General features: G+C 56.2%; 18 protein-coding genes. 4 read left to right on the plus strand and 14 right to left on the minus strand.

The genetic code is table 11. The annotated features are described in order from the left end of the window. Window positions 1-1,893, minus strand: a 1,893-nt coding sequence (locus ACTM86_RS00005) for an N-acetylmuramoyl-L-alanine amidase (protein WP_441053269.1), incomplete at its 3' end; no start/stop codon positions are given. 122 nt (window positions 1,894-2,015) lie between these two features. Between ACTM86_RS00005 and ACTM86_RS00010 the strand changes: the two genes are divergently transcribed. Beyond that, the gene (locus ACTM86_RS00010) at window positions 2,016-2,168 is read left to right on the plus strand and encodes a Fic family protein (protein ID WP_161160854.1); all 153 of its coding nucleotides are present in this window, start codon (window positions 2,016-2,018) and stop codon (window positions 2,166-2,168) included. Window positions 2,169-2,262: 94 nt separating this feature from the next. On the opposite strand, the gene ACTM86_RS00015 is transcribed toward ACTM86_RS00010, so the two are convergent. The 6 genes from ACTM86_RS00015 to ACTM86_RS00040 all read right to left on the minus strand — a co-directional run bounded on the left by ACTM86_RS00015 (window position 2,263) and on the right by ACTM86_RS00040 (window position 7,319). After that, window positions 2,263-3,417 carry an acyltransferase family protein gene (locus tag ACTM86_RS00015; protein WP_441017436.1) on the minus strand — a complete coding sequence of 385 codons (1,155 nt, stop codon included), beginning with the start codon at window positions 3,415-3,417 and terminating at the stop codon, window positions 2,263-2,265. An 88-nt stretch (window positions 3,418-3,505) separates the two neighbouring features. Then, window positions 3,506-3,961 (minus strand): transposase, encoded by a 456-nt coding sequence (locus tag ACTM86_RS00020; RefSeq protein ID WP_275689608.1) that lies wholly within the window; start codon window positions 3,959-3,961, stop codon window positions 3,506-3,508. A 54-nt stretch (window positions 3,962-4,015) separates the two neighbouring features. Beyond that, window positions 4,016-4,522: a hypothetical protein gene (locus ACTM86_RS00025; protein ID WP_441017439.1), complete on the minus strand. Its 507-nt coding sequence runs from the start codon at window positions 4,520-4,522 to the stop codon at window positions 4,016-4,018. 3 nt (window positions 4,523-4,525) lie between these two features. Further along, window positions 4,526-5,443 (minus strand): hypothetical protein, encoded by a 918-nt coding sequence (locus ACTM86_RS00030; protein WP_373118385.1) that lies wholly within the window; start codon window positions 5,441-5,443, stop codon window positions 4,526-4,528. Window positions 5,444-5,574: 131 nt separating this feature from the next. After that, the gene (locus ACTM86_RS00035; RefSeq protein WP_441017441.1) at window positions 5,575-5,865 is read right to left on the minus strand and encodes an IS3 family transposase; all 291 of its coding nucleotides are present in this window, start codon (window positions 5,863-5,865) and stop codon (window positions 5,575-5,577) included. 314 nt (window positions 5,866-6,179) lie between these two features. Next, a complete protein-coding gene (locus ACTM86_RS00040) occupies window positions 6,180-7,319 on the minus strand; it encodes an Abi family protein (protein ID WP_373118380.1) in 1,140 nt (379 codons plus the stop codon). Between the two features lie 363 nt (window positions 7,320-7,682). On the opposite strand from ACTM86_RS00040, the gene rhuM reads away from it, so the two are divergent. Beyond that, window positions 7,683-8,627 (plus strand): RhuM family protein, encoded by a 945-nt coding sequence (gene rhuM / locus ACTM86_RS00045; RefSeq protein ID WP_441053272.1) that lies wholly within the window; start codon window positions 7,683-7,685, stop codon window positions 8,625-8,627. A gap of 146 nt (window positions 8,628-8,773) precedes the next feature. Here the strand turns inward: rhuM and ACTM86_RS00050 are convergent, their stop codons facing one another. The 5 genes from ACTM86_RS00050 to ACTM86_RS00070 all read right to left on the minus strand — a co-directional run bounded on the left by ACTM86_RS00050 (window position 8,774) and on the right by ACTM86_RS00070 (window position 15,684). Continuing rightward, a complete protein-coding gene (locus ACTM86_RS00050; protein WP_441014745.1) occupies window positions 8,774-11,260 on the minus strand; it encodes a glycosyltransferase family 2 protein in 2,487 nt (828 codons plus the stop codon). Beyond that, on the minus strand, window positions 11,261-12,328 hold the full coding sequence (locus ACTM86_RS00055; RefSeq protein ID WP_441014747.1) for a glycosyltransferase: 1,068 nt from the start codon (window positions 12,326-12,328) through the stop codon (window positions 11,261-11,263). Window positions 12,329-12,340: 12 nt separating this feature from the next. Next, window positions 12,341-13,459 (minus strand): glycosyltransferase family 2 protein, encoded by a 1,119-nt coding sequence (locus tag ACTM86_RS00060; RefSeq protein WP_441014749.1) that lies wholly within the window; start codon window positions 13,457-13,459, stop codon window positions 12,341-12,343. Window positions 13,460-13,533: 74 nt separating this feature from the next. Further along, the gene (locus tag ACTM86_RS00065; protein ID WP_441014750.1) at window positions 13,534-14,574 is read right to left on the minus strand and encodes a glycosyltransferase family 2 protein; all 1,041 of its coding nucleotides are present in this window, start codon (window positions 14,572-14,574) and stop codon (window positions 13,534-13,536) included. A gap of 6 nt (window positions 14,575-14,580) precedes the next feature. Then, a complete protein-coding gene (locus tag ACTM86_RS00070; protein WP_441014752.1) occupies window positions 14,581-15,684 on the minus strand; it encodes a glycosyltransferase family 2 protein in 1,104 nt (367 codons plus the stop codon). Window positions 15,685-15,795: 111 nt separating this feature from the next. Here ACTM86_RS00070 and ACTM86_RS00075 point away from each other — a divergent pair, with 111 nt between their 5' ends. Both ACTM86_RS00075 and ACTM86_RS00080 read left to right on the plus strand, forming a co-directional pair. Beyond that, window positions 15,796-16,929 (plus strand): acyltransferase family protein, encoded by a 1,134-nt coding sequence (locus ACTM86_RS00075; protein ID WP_441014754.1) that lies wholly within the window; start codon window positions 15,796-15,798, stop codon window positions 16,927-16,929. Window positions 16,930-17,099: 170 nt separating this feature from the next. Then, entirely contained in the window at window positions 17,100-18,119 is a 1,020-nt protein-coding gene (locus ACTM86_RS00080) for a glycosyltransferase (protein ID WP_441014756.1), read from the plus strand. Window positions 18,120-18,130: 11 nt separating this feature from the next. Here the strand turns inward: ACTM86_RS00080 and ACTM86_RS00085 are convergent, their stop codons facing one another. Continuing rightward, window positions 18,131-19,927, minus strand: coding sequence for an AAA family ATPase (locus tag ACTM86_RS00085; RefSeq protein WP_441014758.1), 1,797 nt, complete (start codon window positions 19,925-19,927; stop codon window positions 18,131-18,133). Window positions 19,928-20,129: 202 nt separating this feature from the next. Further along, window positions 20,130-21,779, minus strand: coding sequence for a hypothetical protein (locus ACTM86_RS00090; protein WP_441014760.1), 1,650 nt, complete (start codon window positions 21,777-21,779; stop codon window positions 20,130-20,132). Between the last annotated feature and the right edge of the window lie 90 nt (window positions 21,780-21,869).

A 21,869-nucleotide genomic window follows, 5' to 3' on the forward strand; every position in this document is an offset into this window, starting at 1 on the left:
GAGGTCGGTGCCAAAGGCGGCGCGGAGATCGGGGTACTCGTTGTAGTAGCTCTGCACGTCGAACGCCTCGGAGCCGCGGCGGCCCTCCGACATGCCGTAGCTGATGAAGTGCCGCAGGACGGCCGAGTCGTCGACCGTGGTCACGCCGCCGTAGGTCGACTTGGTGAAGGCCTTCTCGACGTCGCCGTTGCGGGAGAGGTAGTACTCGGGGTCGTAGACGGGAGCGTAGTCCACTCCGCCCGCCTTGGTTACGGGGCCCCTGAGCTTCGAGCAGCCGGTGGCGTGGCGCCCCTCCTTCTTGCCGTACATAAGGTAGTGCGAGTAGTAGCTGGCGAGGTCGGTGCCAAAGGCGGCGCGGAGATCGGGGTACTCGTTGTAGTAGCTCTGCACGTCGAACGCCTCGGAGCCGCGGCGGCCCTCCGACATGCCGTAGCTGATGAAGTGATCTAGGGCCTTATCTTTGTTTCCGTTTGCCCATTCGTTAACATCTGGATACTTATTGAGATAGTAGTCGGCATCGAAAACAGACGAATAATCAAGCCAAGAGGATTTGGGGAACTGCGCGATGATGGCATCCGCATCAGCTTCTCCAAGACGTTTGCACCCGGCATCACTAAAATACTTGTTCGCATCGCCCCAATTGGAGATAAATCCGTGCTCAATCAAAATACCGGGGATTCCAGCCTCACGAGCACAACGAATAACAGCGAATTCGTCGCCTACCTGCATCTGAAAGACGCCACGGTTTGTAAGTCCGAGAGCAACAAGATTGTTCTGAACCTTCTGGGCCAGTTCGTACGAAACCTGGGTATAGTCAGCCCCGTTCACGGTAGGCGAATATACCTCGGCACCATGAGCTGCGGACGAACCTGAATTGATATGGAAACTGATATAGGCCTGAGCGCCCTGATTGACGCAACGCTGAACGCGGTAAAGGAAGTCGTTGCTTCCGTAACTGCCCGACTGCTCACGAGCGAGAATTACCTTAAATCCGTAATTCTCAAGCTTGGTCTTACACGCGCTAACAATCTTCCAAGTTAGGTCGGCTTCACTCTTCCCATTGCCCTGAGCGCCAGGATCGGATCCACCGTGACCGGCATCAAGTGCAATCACACGAACGTTTTTACGAGCTGAACGGGAATCGACGCTATAAGCCGCAATGCCGCCATCATCTTCAGAACCGGAAAGCGCCTCTTCAATAGAGAAAGCCTCGACAGGATTGCCGTTCTCATCGGCATAGTAGACCGACGTATCATCGGAATTGTCAACGTAATCAGATGAAGAAGACGAATTGACTACGTCAAAGCTGTAATCCTCAGACGAGAGGTCCACTGAATAGATTGCGTTCGAATCCTTCACCTGATACGTAATACCGGTTAAAAAATACCGCGCTACCAACAAATCTTGTCCAAATGTAAAGCCCGCAGCATTCCCAGCGAAGGCCGAAGCTTCAATGGAGCGCTGTTCGCCAGAATCGCTGACGAATGATAGGGACGCAGAGGTCAAAACATCGGAGTCAGATGCAGTTGCGAACGCCGCCTCTTGCATAGCACCCAACGAAAGAGAGGGCTGCGCAATGTACAAGTATTGAAAAGAGGCATCGACAGAGGAGGAATCGTAAGATTGAGCCGGCTGAGCGGCCGATTCGACTTCCGAATTACAAGAGTCGGCTTCGGCGGTCTTCTCAGTAACCTCACAAGGGTCGGCTTCGGCGGTCTTCTCAGTATCCTCGGAAACGAAATCCGAAAATGAAGAGGAGCTAGAGGTCTCGGCTTCATTATTTGAAAGCGAGGAAAACTCAACTGCATAGGCCGACGAAACGGGAGCAAGGAATGAAGAGGAAACCAGAACAGCGGTAACCAAATTAGCGACTGCGCAACGAACTTTTTTCATATATGCACTCCCAACAAATTAACTTAAATCTAAAAAGTAAACTTTAACCAAACAAATTTGAACTCGAATAATTGTAATTGAATTACTTGACCTACTGGGGAACGCGGCAGAAATGTTAGACAGTGTTTTCTGCCAACAGAGTCCTTGCCTATATCGCAGTGAAGGAGCATCCGTTCTTGGATGGCAACAAGCGCTCTGCAGCGGCGTTCTTCATTCACTTCCTCGATAAGAACGGAGTTCTCAGAGACGGAGAGACTCCGTGCCGAAGCTGGTGAGAATCGCCGGGCAGCAGGCGAAGCTGAGGAAGACAGCGTAGGGGAATCGCGATTACGAATTTACACACCGCACAGGACTTGGCCCAACAATGGCCTACCTTAGCAAAGAAACCCCTGCAATCTTGTCACACAAAACATCAAACGCCCTACCCGGATGCTTGAACATCACCCGATACAGAACCTGTCGAACTGCCTCGACGCAGGACGCGGCAACATACACGCCGGTCACCACGAGCACAACCGACAGCAGCCCCCACGCCGTGTGGCAGTGAGAAAACACAAGCACGTTCTTCCAAAGTAATTCCTGCATATAACCGCTGTCCGTAGCAAGGTATACGCCAAACGACAACGTGGCCAAGTAATTGACAGCAGGCCAATGCGCAGGTTGAGCGTTAAAGACAAACAAGCACACCGGAAGTGCGATCGCAAGCGACAAGAGGCTTGCAGGATTAGTCACCACCGATCCGTACACGCTGGAAGCGAAAGCGCTCAAAAGGAGCACGTCCTTTTGAGCCACAAAGTAGCAAACGTACACAGCAACGTACGAAAGAACAGGCAGCGCCAAAACCCTCGCATCCGCCCCGCCGCGATAATGATACTTAAACCAACACGTCACGCACGCGATCACGACCGTCTGACCCGTCAGGGAGGAAACAAAGCCGCCAATTGTCGAATACGGCACAACGGGCAAGACGCCATATAGCACGATCAGCAGCATGCAGAGCTCGCCCAGCCGCCGGCTCGTCAGGGCACGCAACCCGTCGAACAGATAGGGCGCCACAAGAATCAGCAGAATATACACCGTAGGAAACCACCACAGCGAGGCGAGCGGGGCAAAGACGGCAGCCATCAGCTCTTCAGCTTGCAGACCATCCCCCGCCTTAAACACACCGAAGAACAGGACGAGCGGCACACTGTAAAAGAGCATTTGTCCCAGCAGGGTCCAAGCCCTTCGCAGCTGACCCTTAAGTGTCAGTTGCGCGTCGGCCAGATACCACACCGTGATGATAAAAAACACGGCAACGGCAATACGCCCCGAGGGATACAGCACGCCGTGCAGCACCATGCGCGTAAGTGTTCCCGGAAAAACAGAAATGGGCTCAGCATTATGAATCACGAAATGATGAGCCACTATGAACCACATCGAGATGATGCGCAGAAGCTCAACCTTTGAATTGCGCCCTTTTGATCGTCCCAAACTCTCCCCCATCACCGTGCAACTTTTATAAGTCGCTAACGTGTCCTGCATACTAACAATTTAGCCAATTACACATGGAGGGCAAGTTGTGTCACGAATAGTGGCGTAAGCCCCTCCAGGGCCGTCGTCGACCGATATCCTACGCGACCTTACCAAGCTTGTCCATGAAGGCAACCCCCACGAGCGTCGGGGCACGTCCGACGGCCCCTTCCCCCGCCGCCGGCAGCCCGGGCGACTCGTAGCCCTTCCGCAGACTGCGGACGTCCATAAGGTTCTGCGCGTACGGCAACGCGTCGCTCTGGTCGAGGCAGACGGCCCCGACGAGCCCGACCAGTGACTCGACGGACGGGAAGACCGACACCGCCTTGGTGCGCCGCTCGACCCCGGCGTTGGCGCGCTCCCGGACGTCGTCGGTGCGCATCCATTTGCGGCGCTCGCGGGGGAAGCCCAGGTACGTGAGCTCGAAGGGGTGCCGCCTTCTCAAGCAGATTGGCCACGTCGCGGTCCTCGGCAGCCAGCAGTTCGACGGCGCGGGTGTACCCGGCGCGCACCAGTTCGAGGTCGACCTCGGCGAAGTAAATCTCAACCGCGCCATCCTGCTCACCCTCCAAGCCGGTCACAAACCGGTGCTCATATGCGGTTTAGTGCGTTATTCCTTGTGTTCAACGACGCGTACGTAAATGCGAATAAACCTCGTCGCAAAGGCTGCCACAACAATGAAGAAGTGCAAGATGATGGCAAAGCATACAAAGCTGTATGCCCTATGTACCCACCAGGGAAAACTGAACGGATATTTAAAGTCTGGGAGCAGAAACGCAATCGTTCCGACTATGCCAACGAAAATCAGCCAGATGCAAAGGCAGAACAACTCGTCCGCAGAGCGTTCATCATTTTCGACGGTTGTCTTGTCCCGCCTCATGATGGACGTTCTTGCCTCGAACAGAAGAGCGGCGACCGCGCACATCAGGCCCGCGATAATGGAGATGAACGAAATCGCGTTGGAACCCTCGTCTACTTCCACACCAATAAGAGCCAAGATTAATGCCACGATCAAAGGAGCGCCAAGCTGAACAAATGCCCGTCCAAAGTCAACTCGTTGCTTACCGTCTGACCTTCTGTAACAGAGCGTTTCGAGATACCGCCCAAACATATTCATAGGCTACTCACCGATGCGCTTGAGTATCTCGTCAGCGTGGAAAAAGCAGCGCTGTATGAACTCATCGTCGCTGATCTCGGGGTCTCCATTCTCGCTGAGCGTGCGCAGGAAGTGGGGCAGCACCTCTTTATCGAAGTCGACCTTCTTGGTTCGGTCATCGTTTCCAACGACGGTGGCCAACAGCTTGCTCTCGCCCTCGCCATCAAGTTCGGGGATGCCAAACACGGTATCGAGGATATTGGCCTCATCCTTGGCTTCACGAAGCTGTAAGCACTTCTGAATTGGAAAGCTGCGCCCTGTATCTGGCTTGAATTCCAGATTGAAAGAACCTACTGTCGTGCCGAGGGCGTCATACGCCTTCTTCGGGAGGCGATGTGCGCGAACCTCAATGCTTTTGACGGCTTTGATATGCTCTAGCCAATCGGTTCCCTCGCACACACATTCACTTTTGAGCTTGATGGAGGGGCACTGCTTTGCGAACCAGCGGCTAAAGAGGTCGAGCAGTCTTTTACCGGCTGCTCCACGCAGACAGTGCTCGGAAAAGAGAAGTGCGTTTCGTCCTCGCTCTGGCACGTAGAGAAGGACTCGGGTATGTCCCGTCGCGGCATCCTCCTCGTTGATGTGCTGGGCTGGTCGCGAGCTATCTGGCCTATAGAGGTCGCCTTCTTCTCCGCGCTTGCCGGAGTTTGTATCGATGAATAGCGAGTATTTGTCTGGTCGAGAGACCTTCTTCACGACCACGCAGTCGTCGGATCCAGGCTCCATCAGCGGTATGGCGTTGGGCTCCTTCCTCCAGGCATCAAAGAGGTCAAGAAGGTTCTTGCCATCTAGGTCTGCTGGCGAGAACTGTTCGGGGTTCCCCGAGCGGTCGTATTTCTTCTGGAATGTGAGCCTCCTCACAGAGAGGGAGCGCTTTGGCATGCCTAGTCCTCCAAATCCTGCACGAACCGTACATCACCGAAACCCATACTTCGACTACTCCCCGCCATGCAGCTCGCGATACACCTCGTGCACGAAGATGGGGAGTACAGTGGAAATCCTGGACCGTGTTCCTACGCTACAAAACCTAGGTTTCTTCGGTACTGCATCGGACTCTTATAGCCCAGGTCGCTCTTGCGGCTCCCGTCGCGATACCAGACCAGATAGGCGTCCAGCATCTCAATGAACTCCCCCATGCTAGCATCGTTCCAGCCCCTTCCGTAGAAGAACTCCACCTTCAGCCTGCCGAAGAAGCCCTCCGCCCTTGAATTGTCAGGTGTGCCTCCCCTCCTCGGCATCGAGCGCACGATGCAGTGCTCGTCACAGATGCCAATCCAGCCCGACCACCGGTACTCAACTGCCACGACAACGCCGTTACGGAGTCCTTCTTTGCGATGCTGAAAATGAAATATACCACCGCAGGGTCTTCACCACCAGAAGCGCCGCGAAGAACGCGGTGATCGAGCTCATCAAGGTCTACTACAACCGGAAAAGGCCGCATTCGACCACCGAGTGAAGATAGATTGGCCCTGCCGTCCGCGATAGCTCCGCGGACGGCAGGGCCATTTGCCGCCTGGCAATGTTCAATTCATATTAAAAAAGGGAGGAGCCGACTGATCGACTCCTCCCACGGCGTTTCGCCGCTTCTTGTTGTTTATTCTAGCACAAGGGAGAAACGTCACCGTTTGCGCCCGTAGCCATCAATGAACCCCTCAATAAATCTGTATTTCTGCCGATCACCGCTTCCGACGATCATCATGTACGTGTCCACCCCGACAGCGCTCTCCAGCTTCTCCAGCTCCCGAAGGCATTTCCGAAGAAATTCTCTGGAACGCTTCTTCTGATGCGTTAGTAAGGTCAATAGATAGGCCAGGAGAACGATGTAGTCGACTATGGAATTGAAATTCAACCTGTATCCGATAGAAAGGTCCTCATCGAGAAGCTCGCCGACCGCGGCCAGGTTTCTGTCGGGATTGGTGTACTTGACCGATTGGCTGAACCTCGAATCGAACACCGCCCCGTTGTGGGCGACCGCGTTCCTTAAGGGGCGAATCGTCTCGACGATGTCGACGACGATGCCGGGGTTCGCATGTGAGAAACCTAGGTCGCTTGCGATCTCGGCGAGGGTTTCATCGGGAAGGCTCCTGCATACGCTTGTGAGATCCCCGAGGGTCATCACCTCGAAAATGCTCCAAACGGGCGCGTCGTCGTCGCGATCGACATAGTGCTTCACGAGATCGTTTTTGTAACTCCGTCTCACGATGTTCTGAAGCTGGCTCTTGAGCTTGAGCTTTTCCCTCATCTGCCCGCTCACGACCCTTCCGCCGGCATCCCTGCATGTCCGGAGGCCGCGCCTTAAGAAGGTCGCCAGCCCGGGGTCCTCTATGTTCTCAAGTATCCTGGCCAGGACTATGTTTTTAACCGCAGTTTCGATGAACATTATTTCCGGGTAGATTGCCGCCTTGATGGCGGAATCGAACCCGTATATGTCCATGAGGGCATCGAACGAAGGGAGGGGTATAGCGTTTTTGGGCTTTCGGACAAACCGGAAGCCTTTATAGCCATGGAAATAGCCCATGTTTCTCAGCAGTATCTTTCTGTCGCTCCCCCGCAAATCCTCCATGCCGTGATTCGTCCTCATGTGCTTCATGAGGGAATTGATGCTCATGCCCTTCTTCATCGAACCTCCTTTGGCCTCCTTCAAGGAATTTATATCCCCGCCTGCTTCGGCGGGGCGAGTCTGTCGTTGGTGACGGCCTATTTCGCCGCCTATCTCCGAGACCGGGTATGCCGGTAGGAGAAGGATGATCCTATCCATATGGCCACCCACTGCCTCGTGAAACCGCGGCCCGGATTGTCATGGACTTCGGAGAGTAGGGCGGAGGACGACACGCGCCGCGTCCGGCTATAATTATATCAGAAATACGTACGCATGTTCGTGTTTCGTGGTATACTGTCTTTACCGAACAAGACAGGGTGAAAGTCGCTTCGGAGGCCCCCAATGGTACGAAGCGCCGGCGCCGTGAACCCCCGCTGCCCCGATCCTGGCTTAGCTGGCGCTCGCGACGTCAGCTGACCGGCGGGATGCCGGTTGGCACCATATACAACAGACACGGTGGAAGCGCTCTATTCCTAAAGAGCAGGCTTGTCCACGTCGAACTTATCAAAGGGGGCATGCGCTATGCGCACTGCGACCGAAATCCAACAAATCGCTTTGTACGAGAATCCCGACCACACCGTCCACTTGGACGTGCGCGTCGACGGTGATACGGTCTGGCTGACCCAGCAGCAGATGGCGACGTTGTTCGGGCGCGGAGTGCCGACTATTTCCAAGCACATTCATTCCGCAGCAAAGGAAGAGCTTGCCGGAATTCGAACTATTTCATTTTTTGAAATAGTTCGTTTGGAGGGAACAAGAACGGTAAAACGTCAGGTCGAGCACTACAACCTCGACATGATCATCTCAGTTGGCTACCGTGTGAAGTCCCAGCAGGGCGTGTACTTCCGCCGGTGGGCAAATGGCGTGCTCAAGCAGCACCTCCTACAGGGTTACTCCATCAACCAAAAAAGGCTCGAGGCGCTTGGAACGGTCTTCAAGGTCCTCGAGCGATCAAGCGCGCCGGAGCTCTCCGGCGCGGCCGAGGTGCTGCGGAAGTACCTTCCGAGCCTTACCCTGCTCGACGAATACGATACGGGAAGGATGAAGGCGCCACAGGGTAACGAGCCCAACTGGGAGCTCGATTATACCGAAGCTCTCGAAGTCGTCCGCAGTCTACCGTTCTATTCGTCGTTCACCCTGTTCGGACGAGAGCGGGACAACCAGTTCGCCGGAATCATCAGCACTCTCTATCAAGGCTTTGGCGACCAAGACCTATATCCCTCCGTTCAAGCGAAGGCCGCCAACCTTCTCTACCTCGTAGTGAAGGACCATCCGTTCTTGGATGGCAACAAGCGCTCCGCGGCGGCGCTCTTCATACACTTCCTCGATAAGAACGGAGTCCTCAGAGACGGAGAGAGACTCCGCGTGGAGGGCAACGCGCTGGCGGCGATGACGCTCATGGTCGCCCTCTCCGATCCAAGCGAGAAGGACTCGATGGTTGCGCTAGTGGAGAATTTCATCGCGTAGCGCCTTCGCCCGAACACCAGAATCGACATTCCTTCCTATGGCAGGTGCAAGTTGGCGCGCTGCCAAATGGAGTAACCGACCAGTTGCACCAGATAGTCATAGCCCTTAGTGTCCTTAGCGGCTCTCGACAGCAGTTAAACCATTGTCTAAAGCGAGAAGTACTCGCTTTCGGAGGACAAGTTAGGCCCCAGCCACGGATCGCCCGTCAAGAAGAACTCAGGCCAGCGCTGCGTGAACAGGGCCTGCTCGCGCTTCCAGCGGCGCAGCTTTGCCTCGTTGGCCTCTTCCCTGCCGCGCGAGGTGAACTCGTAGTGGTACAGCTCGGCATAGGGCGTAAAGATGGTGCGGAAGCCCGCCTTCCACACGCGCAGACAAAAGTCTGCGTCGTTAAAACCGACGGCGAATTCCTCGTTATAGCCTCCGACCTGCTCAAATACGTCGCGTCGCACCATCTGGCAGGCGCCCGTCACGGCGCTAAAGTTGCCCGGGCGCACGGCACGGGCAAGATAGCCCTCACGCTTTGCCGAGAAGTCCTGGTTGGCATGGGCAAGAGCGCCACGCACGCCAACCAATATGCCAGCGTGTTGCACCAGATGGTCGGCAAAGTAGAGCTTGGCGCCCACCACGCCCGCATCGGGACGTTGCAGATAACCCATCATCTCTTCAATAAAATCGGGGCTTATGACCTCGGTATCGTTGTTCAGCAGCAACAGATAATCGCCCTTGGCATGCTCAACGCCAAAGTTGATGATCTGGGAGTAATTGAACTCGCCCGGCCAGTACACAACACGTGCGCTACCTTTACCTTCGGATGCTGCAGCCACGCGCTCTGGCAGGGTTTCGTAATACGCAAACGTCTCCGGGACTTCGCTGTTGTTCTCCACCAAGACGATCTCGTAGTTGGCATACGTGGCCTTCTGGGCGATCGACATGACACAGGCGTCGAGCGTCTCAACGTGATCCTTGGTGGGAATCACAATACTCACCAGCGGCGCAGGCTCCGGCAGCGCATAGCGCATGCGGTAGACAAACGGCGTCTCGGTCTCCTCGACCGTTCCGTGAATGCGCAGCGCGTCAAAGTGACGCTGCAGCGCAAGGCGTCCGGCCTCGATGGCATACGGCTTGCTATCTGCAGAGCCATCGGCGGTAGAACCGGGATGCACGCGCCAGTGATACAGCACGTGGGCAATATGTTCAAACCGTGCGCCCGATGCAAGGCAGCGAAGCGTCAGATCATAATCCTGGGCGCCCGCGACGTCTTCCGGCGACATGCCAATGCGATCGATAAGCGCCTTCTCCACCATCAGAAAATGCGTCACGCAGTTATGGCTATAGAGCAGGTCAACGTTGAGCTTCGTCTTAAAGACCGGCTGACCCCACTCCCCCGTTTTCTGAAACATGTCCTCGTCACAAAACAGGACCTGCGGACGCTCCCCCTCTGCCGCCTTGTTCAACGCGGCGACATAGTGGAACAGCGCATCCTGCTCCAGAATGTCGTCATGGTCCAAAAATGCGATGTAGTCGCCCGACGCTTGTTGAATGCCAGCGTTGGTGTTGAGCACAATGCCGCCGTTGCCAGGCAGCTCAATACGATGAACCCGCTCGTCATTGGCGTCGGCCGCAAGATTTGCCACCGCATCCCATTCGGGCGAGGCGTCCATAAGCAGCAATTCCCAGTTGTCATAGCTCTGAGATAGCACCGAGTCCAGCAGCTCGTGCAGATAGACCCGATCGGTCTTATAGCACGGCACCACAATGCTCACGAGCGGTCGGTAGGCGAATGCCGCCGCGACGACGCACTGGCACGCCAGGTCGCCCGGCCTTGCGCGATGCTGCTCAAACCAGCATCGATAAGCAGCGTCATCCGCACGCGCATCTTTCATGCGGTTCCAACTGTCGTCGACCATGCCGTTGTACAGGCGGCCATCCATGGCGCAAAACCCACTCTGGATTTGGCCCGTGGGATCAGCCGCAATCGCGACAAAATCTCGTATATCCTCGGGCATCTCCACGCTCAGATACGTTTTATTGACGCGACAACCGTTTTGCTGGAGAACATCGACCTGCGACTCAAACACATGCACGGTGGCATCAATCGTATTCATGTGCGTATCGAAGATCTGGAGCCCAGGGACGCACTGGGGATCTCCCGCCCACTTTACCTCATAGCGCCAGACGGCGCCCTCATCTGCCGGTAAATAACGAACGGCATCGATCTCGTAGCGACCGCAGCACTCGCCGCGCTGCGCATCGCGGATAAGCGCGCACATCGCAGGCTTTGCTTTGTAGTTAATCTTAGATTCAAGCTTGGCAATACGACTATCAAGGCGAAGAGAGCCCAGCCTTTTGCCGCCGGACGCAAATGAGACGTCAATTGTAGAGCCGTCCATAAACGGAAGCACCAAGACGACGAGCTCACGCTCATAATCGGCAACTGAGGGGCAAAGCGCAAGCACGCGGCCATGATCGACCGGCAGTGCCAAAGACGGCACGCAAGCGCCATTGGTCGTCGCGCGAGCAAAGGCCTGGGAACCCTCCTGCTCAATAATCCCCGCGACATCCTGACCGGCAAAACGAAGCAGGACAAATAGACGACCCTGACTGCGGCAAAGCGCCAAACGCTTGATACTCATCTACACTTCTCGCTTTCCCAGAGCGTTCGCAGCCATGCGCTTGCACGCGCCCAGGCGCCCAAACCTCAAGACGTCGTAATCGAACATGAGTTTTTTGCACGAACGAGCAGCAGGCGCCTTACCGACAAGTGCCGTACGCACCATAGCGGCAACAGAAGGAGCGCATTGTGCGAGCGCAGCATCGCTGCCCACGGCAGAACCGGCAAGCGCCGTGGCAACGGCAGCAAACACCTTGCCGCAGCCCGAGCTCAACAGCCTGAGTGCATCGTACAGTACCAGATCACACAGGAAGTACGCCAGGTCATCGGCATGCTGGGCATCGAGACCGTGGCGCCGCCAGTCAGCCAGCACCGCGGAGTAAATCTTCACGTGCTCCAGCAGGCGTGTCTCGTCGTCGTAGCGCATGGTGTCCATGAGCGAACCCTTGCGCGCCACGCGGTAGTCGTACAGCTTGTTCGAGATAAGCGCGGTCTTACGCGAACGACCGTACACGGCAAAATCGAAGACCTGGTCCTCGCCATACTTAACGGTTTCGTCGAACACGATCCCGCTACCCAGCAAAAACTCACGCTTGCAGGCGGTACGCCATGCAAAGGGGCGAGACGCTTCCTTAAACAGCAGGTCGGAGCTATAGCCCTCAAACGAAACGTCGCGTGGACTCAGCACATAGTTAAGCCACGGATACCCCGCGTCGAGCGGATACGGGTTTGCGCCAAAGGTCAAAACGTCGCAGTCCTCGCGCTCAAAGGCATCGACGATCACACGGCATGCATCGGACGTAAAGCGGTCGTCGGAATCCAAAAACGCGACGATAGGCGCCGTGGACGCAGCGATGCCTGCATTACGTGCACTCGACAGACCACCGTTGGGCTTATCGACAAGCTTAAAGCGCGTATCCTTTTCGCAATAGGCAGCGGCGATGTCGCGCGAACCATCCGGCGAGCCATCGTTAACCAGCACACCTTCCCAATCGGACATATCCTGCGCGAGCAGGGAGTCCAGGCACCATGCCAGGCATTCCTCCACCTTGTAGATGGGAACGACAACGGAAATCTTTGGGGTAGCCATGGTCACGCGCTCCTACTGTGCCGTCGGCACGTCATCGGGATGCGGGTTATCACCGTAGGTACGCTGATACGTCAGCACACGCCAAACCAGCGGCAGACCGCCAATCTTAAAATAATGCTTAAACGTATTGAGCTTGCCCGGCTTCTTAAAATCAAAACGCGAATCGATATAAGCACGGGGCGACTTGATCATCAGGCGCAAGTCGGTCTCGCCACGCGGATCGAAGAGCGACAGGTCAAAGCGACCGGCATCCCAATCGGCCTTGAGCTCAGGTGAAGCCTTCTCCCAAAACTGCTCGCGCAACTCATCAACCAGGCGCTCATCATTCCAACGGTACGTATCGACCTTCATGCGCATTAAAATGCCCTGAAGCCGAGCCTTAAGCTCGGGGCGTTCATCCAAAAAGCGCTGCATCTCGGCATATTCGTCGCACACGCAAAATACCTTGTTAGGCGAGTTAACGGAGCTCTTCTCGTTATCCTGGCGATAGCACAAAATGGGGTCCGCAATAAACGCGGCACGCTCGGCGCATGCCCAGACCTTAAAGTTAAAACCCGCATCCTGATACGAGGCACCCGGCGTGGGAAGAAACCGAATCTGATTGTCGTTAAGGAACTCGCGCCGATAGATGGCAGACCAAATGGAAGGTTTGCGGTAGAAGATGCCCGGGCGATCGACGGGGCGATACGCGGCGCCCGTCATATGCTCGTCGATAATCCCAAACAGCTCACGGCGCTCGCTGGGCGCAGACCAGTACAAGTAAAAGTCGCCCTTAACGACATCGGCATGCTCAGCATCGGCCTTGGCGACCAGCTTTTGGAGCGAATCCTCAAACATAAAGTCGTCGGACTCAAGGATGCCCACGTACTCGCCGCGTGCCATCTCCAGGCCGCGATTCATCGAGTCGCCGTAGCCGCTGTTGGCCTTGTCGATCATCTTTACACGGGGGTCGCGCTCCATGTACTCGCGGATGATATCTGGCGAGCTATCAGTAGAGCCGTCGTTGATGCAAATGATCTCAATGTCCTTGAGCGTTTGCGCCACGGCGGAATCGAGGCACTCGCGCAGGTAGCGCTCAACATTGCAGATGGGAACAAGCATCGAAACTTTAGGGGTATCAGAGTTCTGCAAGAGAACCTCCTGTTGAATAGCGTGTAACAGGGTTATTTTAGCAGCCGAGTTGCGGCGGGCGGCAGTGCCCAGAATTAGATAAAGCGTTCCAAGCAGGCCTTAAGACCGCGGGTCGAAAGATAGAACAGCGTGGCATCTGCCATCGAAACGCCCGAGGTCGCCGCTACGAGCTTATGGGCAACACGGCGAACGGCGCCCTTAGCAGGCATATCCGCCCACTCAGTTCCCAAAAACGTCGTGAGGTCCATGTTGACGCGAGTCGCCACGCGATGGAAGTCATCGGCATCCAAGCGTGCCAGGTCGAACACAATGAGGTCCAAAAACCAAGTTATCAGCTCGCCGGGGCACAGGCCTAAAAGACCGTAGGCAGCCCAATCCTTCAAGACCTCCTCGAGCATCCTCATATGGGCGTCGAGCTTTTTAGCGCGGGCCTCGGCGCTGTTGAACTCGTGCGTTGCCGAGTCGTTCTCCATCACGTAGTGGTAGAACTTGTCCGGCATGACAACGGTCTTGCGAGCAAGCGCATAGGCCGCAAATTGAAATACGACATCCTCGCCCAAGGCCAAGCCGGGAGCAAAGCGAATGCCTTCGCGATTGAGCAGCTCGCGCGAAAAAGCCGCACGGCACGCATACGGCTGCGCATTCGCATGGAACAGCAGCTGGGGATCACGAGCGCCGAAGGTACTAGCTTTGGGACCCATGAGTTGCTGGACGCGTTTGGGTGCGGCGTCGGACGGCTCGCAGACACCACCGAATACGGCGACCTCGGCATCCGACGACTCCATGGCCTGCAGCACGCGCTCCACCGTTTGGGCGTCGATGTAATCGTCGGCGTCTACAAAGAAAACCACGTCGCCCTTAGCGGCATCGATACCGGCGTTTCGAGCGCACGAGACGCCAGCGTTTTCCTGGTCAATCACCAGCACACGGTCGTCGGCCTGCGCAATCTGGCGCAACACGTTCAACGAATCATCATTCGAACCGTCGTTGACACAGACAACCTGAATCGAGCGCTCCGACTGCGCCAACAGCGAATCGAGGCATCGCCGAATCAAGTGCGCCGAGTTGTATACGGGAACGACAATAGTCGCTTTGGGAATCGAAGCCTCTCCCATGTCGACCTACCCCCTCAGCGATTCGATGAGGAAGGCGGCGACCACACCGGGGCCTCCGACCGATGCGTAGTACTTGGCACGCCCCAAGGCACCATCCGTCGCAAAACTCGGATGCTCGTCAACCCAGCCCTCAGGATCTTTGAGGATGGCAGCGAGATTCGCACGCTTCCACGGCTTAAGATCGTCCAGCAGAAACTCCCCTGCGTCCAAGGCCGATTGGAACTCCTTGGCCATCTGCACCAGGAACTCCTTATAGAACTTAGGCGCCAAGCGCACATAGTTCCACATATACGAGTCGTACTTAATGAGCTGATTGAACTTGAGCATGCGGGCGACGTCATCGCTTGCGTGATCGCGGGCATAATCCTCTCGGATCCAACGCTCAATCTCGGCATACTCGGCATTGACGCAAAAGACCTTGGCCGAAGAATTGACCGAAGAGCTCTCGTTGTCCTGGCGATACGACAGCACGGCATCGTGCAGGTAAATAGCCTTATCGGCACACGCGATCACCTTAAAGGCAAACGACGTGTCCTGAAAGGATGCCCCCGGAGTCGGCAAGAACTTGATGCCGTTGCGCTCAAGAAAATCGCGACGGTACACGGCCGACCAAATCGACGGCTTTTGCTTAAAGAACTGCGTCGTGTCGCTCGGATGCACCGGCTTGTCACAGTCCCTGGGCTTAAACATCTCGTGCAGCGAGCGGCGCTCCTCGGGCTTAGACCAGTAGAAGTCAAAATTTGCCTTTGCAAAGTCGGCGTTACTGCTCTCGGCTGCCAAGACCAGCTTCTCCAGCGCATCGTGCGCCATAAAGTCATCGGACTCTAGAATGCCCACGTACTTGCCGCGCGCCATATCCAGCCCGCGGTTCATCGAGTCGCCGTAGCCGCTGTTGGTCTTATCGATCATCTTGACGCGGGGGTCGCGCTCCATATACTCGCGGATTATCGCCGGCGAGTTGTCGGTCGACCCGTCGTTAATGCAGATGATCTCAATATCCTTGAGCGTCTGCGCCACAGCGGAATCGAGGCACTCGCGCAGGTAGCGCTCAACGTTGTAAATGGGAATAAGCAGCGACAGAACAGGGCTGACAGAGGAATTAGTAGACAAATGTGCTCCTTAGGAAATACCTGTCGTTAATGGTATCAAAGGGTCGTCCAGCCCGCGGGCGTTTATATAATCTATGGAGCCCGCAGGGGCAAACCGATACGAAAGGAAGTCATGCAGCCCAAAGCCGCACGCAACATATCCATCGAAGCGCTGCGCTTATTCGCGGTCGCTGGGATTGCCATATTCCACACGTTTCAGTGGACCTTCCAAGCCGTCTGCACCAGCCTACCGGAATACGCGCCGCTCGCTGTCTTCCCTTACTCCGGCGCCCTCGGCTTTATCAACCTGCTGGGCTGCTGGGCCAACGAGGTCTTCTTTATGATCTCGGGTTACTTTCTCATTGCCTCGGCGGCTCGCGCCTGGAGTGACGGGGCCACATGGACGTCGCAACTACAGCGGACAATGCAGCGCCTTAGCAAGGTCATCTTGCCCACCGCTTTTTATTGCCTCGCGTCACTCGCATGGTCCACAGCCGTCTCCCCCATTCCCGGCGTCTCCTTTCACACGCACTATTGGTACATGCTAGGCCTTGAGTTTATCTGGGTCTATGCCGCCACGGTCTTTATGGCGCCGTTGTTTGGACTGGCTAAAAACCGACTCGGTAAGAAAAGCCACACAGCAGCAGCCGTCGTCGCCGTCGGCGTTCTCGTTTTCATTGCCAATGGTTATCTAGCGGCGCAGAGCTCAGTAAACAGCGGTGAGTTTTCTTGGCTCCAAAAGGTCATGAGCGCCATCACCTACGTCGTCGCCTTTTTGATGGGCGGGTTGCTCCGCGACTATACTGGGACGACAAACCCGCACAAAGCACGCACCGTCGCCAAGCGATCGCTTGCATCAGTTTTAATCATCGCAATCGGCCTGGAAGCCGCACTCTCCGCAACCGGCAACCTGTCGGCAATGGCAATGCTTTCCTATAAGTCGACCTCGGTCGTCTCGTTCGCCCTCGCTGCCACCTCGTTGTTCTTTGCGGCAACCCGCGACAATAAATCGAGTAATCCTCGCGCCGCGAATGTCATCGTCACCCTATCGACCGCCACGCTCGGTTTCTATGTGATGCAGTCGCTCACCAGTAGCCTGTGGCGTCCAGTCTTCAATACGTTGCTCGCAAACATACTGGTCAGCCAAAACAGCCCGGCAGCTATATGTATCGTCACGGGTACCGTCATTAGCATCGTCTTTGCGCTGACGCTTCTCATCATCGATGCAGCTAGAAGCCTTATCGCTCGCCGGCTCAAGCGGCAATAGACACACTGCCGTCAGACGCTAAAGCCGCTACAGCCATGGCAGGTTCCTGCGTTTTATTCAAACCTTGCCAACATGGCGCAGCGACCCTTTACAATAGGTGCCGTCCAACGGACGCATTCGATAGCTTCCGCGCAGCGCTCGCCCGCCGCGCGTGAAAGGATATATTCCCCATGACTTCTACCCTCCCCGCTCCCATCGACAAGCTCGCCATCGTCGTCGTTACGTACAAGCGCCAGGAACTTCTGGCCAACCTGTTCGACTCCATGACCGAGCTCACGGCCGCGCCGTGGCGTATCGTGATCGTCGACAACGAGAATTCGCGCGAGACCGAAGCCATGTGCGCCGCATTCAACGAGCGCCTCGCCAACCTGTGGGGCATCGACGCCGATCAGCCCGACGCGCAGGGCGGCACCGACCGCGTCATCTACGCCCCGCAGCTCGAAAACGGCGGCGGTGCGGGCGGCTTCTCCGCCGGAACCAAGTGCGCCTACGATCTGGGCGCCCAGTGGTTTTGGGTGATGGACGACGACGTGCTCGTCATCCCGGAGGGCATCGAGCGCCTGGCCAAGTGGACCGACCGCTACGATGTCATCCAGGGTTCGCGCCTGGACTTTGACGGCGGTGCCTTCTTTTGGCAGTACCAGCTTATCCTTTCGCTTGGCATCCCCAACCCCATCGCTAAGTGGGACCTGGGCCCCGAGGGCTATCGCGCCATGAACCAGCTGTGCTTTGAGGGCGGCCTGTTCTCACGCCGCGTTGTCGACAAGATCGGCCTGCCCGACGCTCGTTTCTTTATCTACGGCGACGATGCCTGCTATGGCTATGTCGCCAGCCAACACTTCCCTGCCGCCGTGGTTGCCGACGTGGTGCTCAAGCGCGCCCGCGCCGTCTCCAACTGGGATATCGCCGGTAAGCGTCAGCTCAATTCCACCAGTGACACCAATCGTTACTACATCATGCGTAACCGCGGCTACTTGGCCCGCTACATGCAGATCTACGGTGATTACCACCCCATTTTGTTCCGTTTGGGCAATGTGGCGACCTTCTGCAAGGAGTTTATCCGCCTTGCCGCCGTCGACAAGTGCTTTAAGACCGGCATTCCGGCGCTGCGCCGTGGCATGAAGGATGCCCGCAAGATCGTACGCGACCCCAACTGGACGCCCATGCCGCCCATGAAGGAAACCGAGTAAAGCCGGCCCTCCTATAACTTCTGACATGTGACGGCAACTCGTTGTCCATCAAAGCCAAACCCCCAGCGCATGCGGCCCACGGCAGGACGTGGCACGCGAATGTCGTCGAGACCGCTCCGCTCGATATCGAGCAATGCCTGTACTGACAGAAGCTCTAGGCCCAACGCATCGACATCGGGGTCGTACAGCATGCTGACCGAGATCAGCGGGCGGCTATCCAATATGCCAAGTGTATCCGCCGCATCAAAGGTATTGGCGGCCGGAAACACCTGGAAACTCCCAAACTCCGAACCGTGCGCTCGTTTTGTAACAGGGTCGGCATATCCAGGCAACCCAAAACAAAGACCCTGCAGTGCCAAACGAAAAGCCAGCAGCAAATCCGACTCGTCTCCTTCGACGCCCAAGTCATCAATAATTGCGTCCAAAGCTCGCCTAACTGCACGCTCGTCTCCGCGGCAAAGACCCTCTTGGAAATCGTCGATAGTCTCGGCACTCTCGGCTGCGCACTCGAACCATTCGATAATCACAAGACGCATCGCATACCGGAGCTCGTTATTGGGAAGGCGCAGGGCGCGGGGCAGACTGCCGTCCGTCTGGTGATCGGTCGCATCTGTCGTCAGGAGTCCACTCAAATACAAATCGGTCCAAATACCTTCCGATGTCCCGGCATCAGGCTTCACGGCGTCTATGCACAGCGGCGCCTCAACACAGCCATACGGATCAAGCAAATCAAACATTGCCGCAAGCCATCTTAAATCCCAGGCGCCCACAGTCTCGTTCAGACAATCGGCATAGCAACATACGTCAAAGCGCGTTGGCGGCAGGCAGCCCCGAGCCAAGAACTCAGCCACACGAGCCGGGTTCGAACAATAGAACCCGCCAAACCGGTAGCCTTCGAACCATTCGCGCGCGCAAGCCAGTCTGTCGCTCTGGCCAGCGCAATCTAGCAGCGCCCTGTTTTCGGCATCCGAAAAACCAAAGCGGCGATCGCACCAGCTCGACAAGGGCGAAGCCAAACAATACGGGCAGTTGCGATGCGCAAGTGCCGCCTGTGCGGGGCCGGGTCGCTCCCCCATCAAGCAAACCAGCCGCAAAGAATCGATCGAGGAGACAATGCCCTCAAAGAGCAGACGGTCAAGCAACTCGACAAAGCACGAGCCATAGGCGCCCTTCGCCTGCATATGATTCGTAAACGCCGCGTCATACCCATCAACCAGCAGCACAACCTGTTCATCACATGCCATACGGAGGAGCTCGATTAACACGCCAAGAGCCGAATCGATTTCATCAGAACCGGCAACACCGCGCGCTACGCGCTCGATATGGCGCACGTCGCCGCGCGCTAAATCGGGAACTTCCAGCAGCGGCAACAGACGAGCGCACTCACGAGCGACGACATCGCGCATGGCGGCCTCGGCATCGGCGCCTCGATAGGAGGAAGTAGAAAAATCCAAAACAATGACCGGATAGCGTGCATACTCATCACGATAGATGCCATCTTCTGCGTCCCATATTTGGCTACCGATGAACAGATTCACGCTCGACGAGCCGGGCACAGGACGCTCCAGATAACATTTGAGCATGGAGAGGTTCATACTCTTGCCAAAACCATGAGGCCGACAACAGAGCGCCACAGTCGATTCGCAATCTAAGATATCGGCAATAAACATGGTCTTATCAACTAAAACACAATGATCGGCGGCATCGGCAAAATCATGAATATCAATCGGCAGAACAGCATTCCCGCCGGGATTGAGCAACTTTACGTCAAAGGTGTTATCAATATCATACATTGCCTGTTCAGACACCGTTTTATCTCCCCTTTTATAATAACGATGCCATTTTAGCGACCATCTTGATAACAATTTTATTGTTCAACAAATGATTCGGGTAACGGTAGAAATGACTCCATAAGGGGGGCATAACAAAACGATTCGCAACAAATAGGGGTCCGGTGCTATCGCATCGGGCCCCTATTCGAATCGCTAAGGCAAAACGCTCGCTGAGAGCCTACTTTTGGGCGTCTTTCTCCGCAGCGTCTTTGTTTTGCTGATCAAGTTTATGCTTACCGCTCACAATAGACGTAGCGCCCAATGTGGCCAAGCTCGCGCTGGCAAGGCTCGCCATCAAAATCAAGTCACCCGTCTTGGGCATGCTGCCCTTAGAGGACTCAGTCGTCGTGGCTGAGGCAGTCGCAACCTTGGTTTTACCCTGGTTCTGGTCGGCGCCATCATCAACCAGGCCCTTGGACCCATTGTCGTCCGCCTGCTTGCCATCCTTACCAAGGCGGGGATCCTTCGATTCCGCACCGTCTGATTCCGCGCCTTGGTCGGAATCGGACTCCTTAGAACCCTCGTCCTTCGAATCGCTCTTAGCATCCTCGGTCTTTTCCGTAGCGCCCTGGTCGGAGCCATCCTTCTTGGAAGACGAGCTGCTGTTGATGCCAGACATCAGCGAGGAGCCAAACATGGAGCCAAGCTGTTCGCTCGCAGAGGGTTCGTCATTCGTCGACGAGTCGCTCGAGCCGGCAGTCGATCCACCGGCGGAAGAACCAGACCCTGCCGCAGCATCTGCGGAATTCGAAGGCGAAGCAGACCCCGCGCTGCCCGCCGAACCGACATCGCCATTTCCATCGCTTGCTCCGGCATCGTATGAAGGAGCATCGACGGTATCCTCGTCAGCACCATTGGTATCGGCACTAGGCCCAGAGGGAGCAACGGGAGCGGCGGGCGCCTGGCTAGGCGCTGGAGTCACGGGCTCGGGCTCAGGCTCGGGCTCAGGCTCGACCGGCGGCGTCGCCGCGGCCTCGTCCTCGGTAATATAGACCAGGCAATCCTTAAGCTCGTTCTTGTAACGGTTCTTCCAGCCCTCGTGATATTGCGGCTGGCTCGAGTACTTACGGGCAACGTTATTGACCACGCTGCTGGAAAGCGCCGTCACAAATTCACGGTCGGTCATATCGTTTGTAAGATTTGCCCAGCGGAAAAAGTCCTGGCAGCCATAGGTGCCGCACATGTTGGTGATGCTCCACACCATACCCTTGACGCAATCGGCGCGGCCAGAGATATCAATACCAAGCGCGCTCTTGAGCCAGGCCTCGGTCACCGCGTAATAGGAGTTGTATGCATATGAATCTTGCAGCGCCGAAAACTCAGCCGGATCGGCGTTATAGGCGCCCTGGAAGGCCTCCTGTGCAATACGGCCCAGCTCCGTCAGCTGACCGTTCGAATACATGGGGTTGCTTGCGTTGGAGATATCGCCTCCGCGGTCAATTGCAGACTTAAGCATGCCGTACTTGGCAGGATTGTAGTTATAGACCTGCTTCATAAACGGGACGAGCGACCAGCGTCGGTCAAACTGGTAGTAACCGAGCGCGTTGTAACCATCGCCGTACGAAAAGCCCTGGTTATAGTTGCCGTGGCTCTCATACTTGGTAAAGTACTTCATCTCGCTGGTCACATTGACAAACGAGACGCCTTGGACCGACCTCAGCACGCCCGAGAAAGACTGCTGGGTATAAAGACCCTTATCGATATCGGTGGCATCCGAGGCAACGCCCGGCGTGGGCTCATCCGCAGCAGCGGGCGCGGGCGCGGCAACGGCGCCAAACGAAAGAGCCAGCGTCAATCCGGCAACAATCGCAGAATGCTTGGGCTGCATAAGATCCTCCTTGCATTGGTGTAGTTAAAGTGCAGTTTGCAAAGATAGATTTAAGTATCGCAGCAAGACCGATGTCGTACAACAACAACT

This window comes from Collinsella sp. HCP3S3_E11 (genome assembly GCF_052067375.1).
Classification (GTDB): domain Bacteria; phylum Actinomycetota; class Coriobacteriia; order Coriobacteriales; family Coriobacteriaceae; genus Collinsella.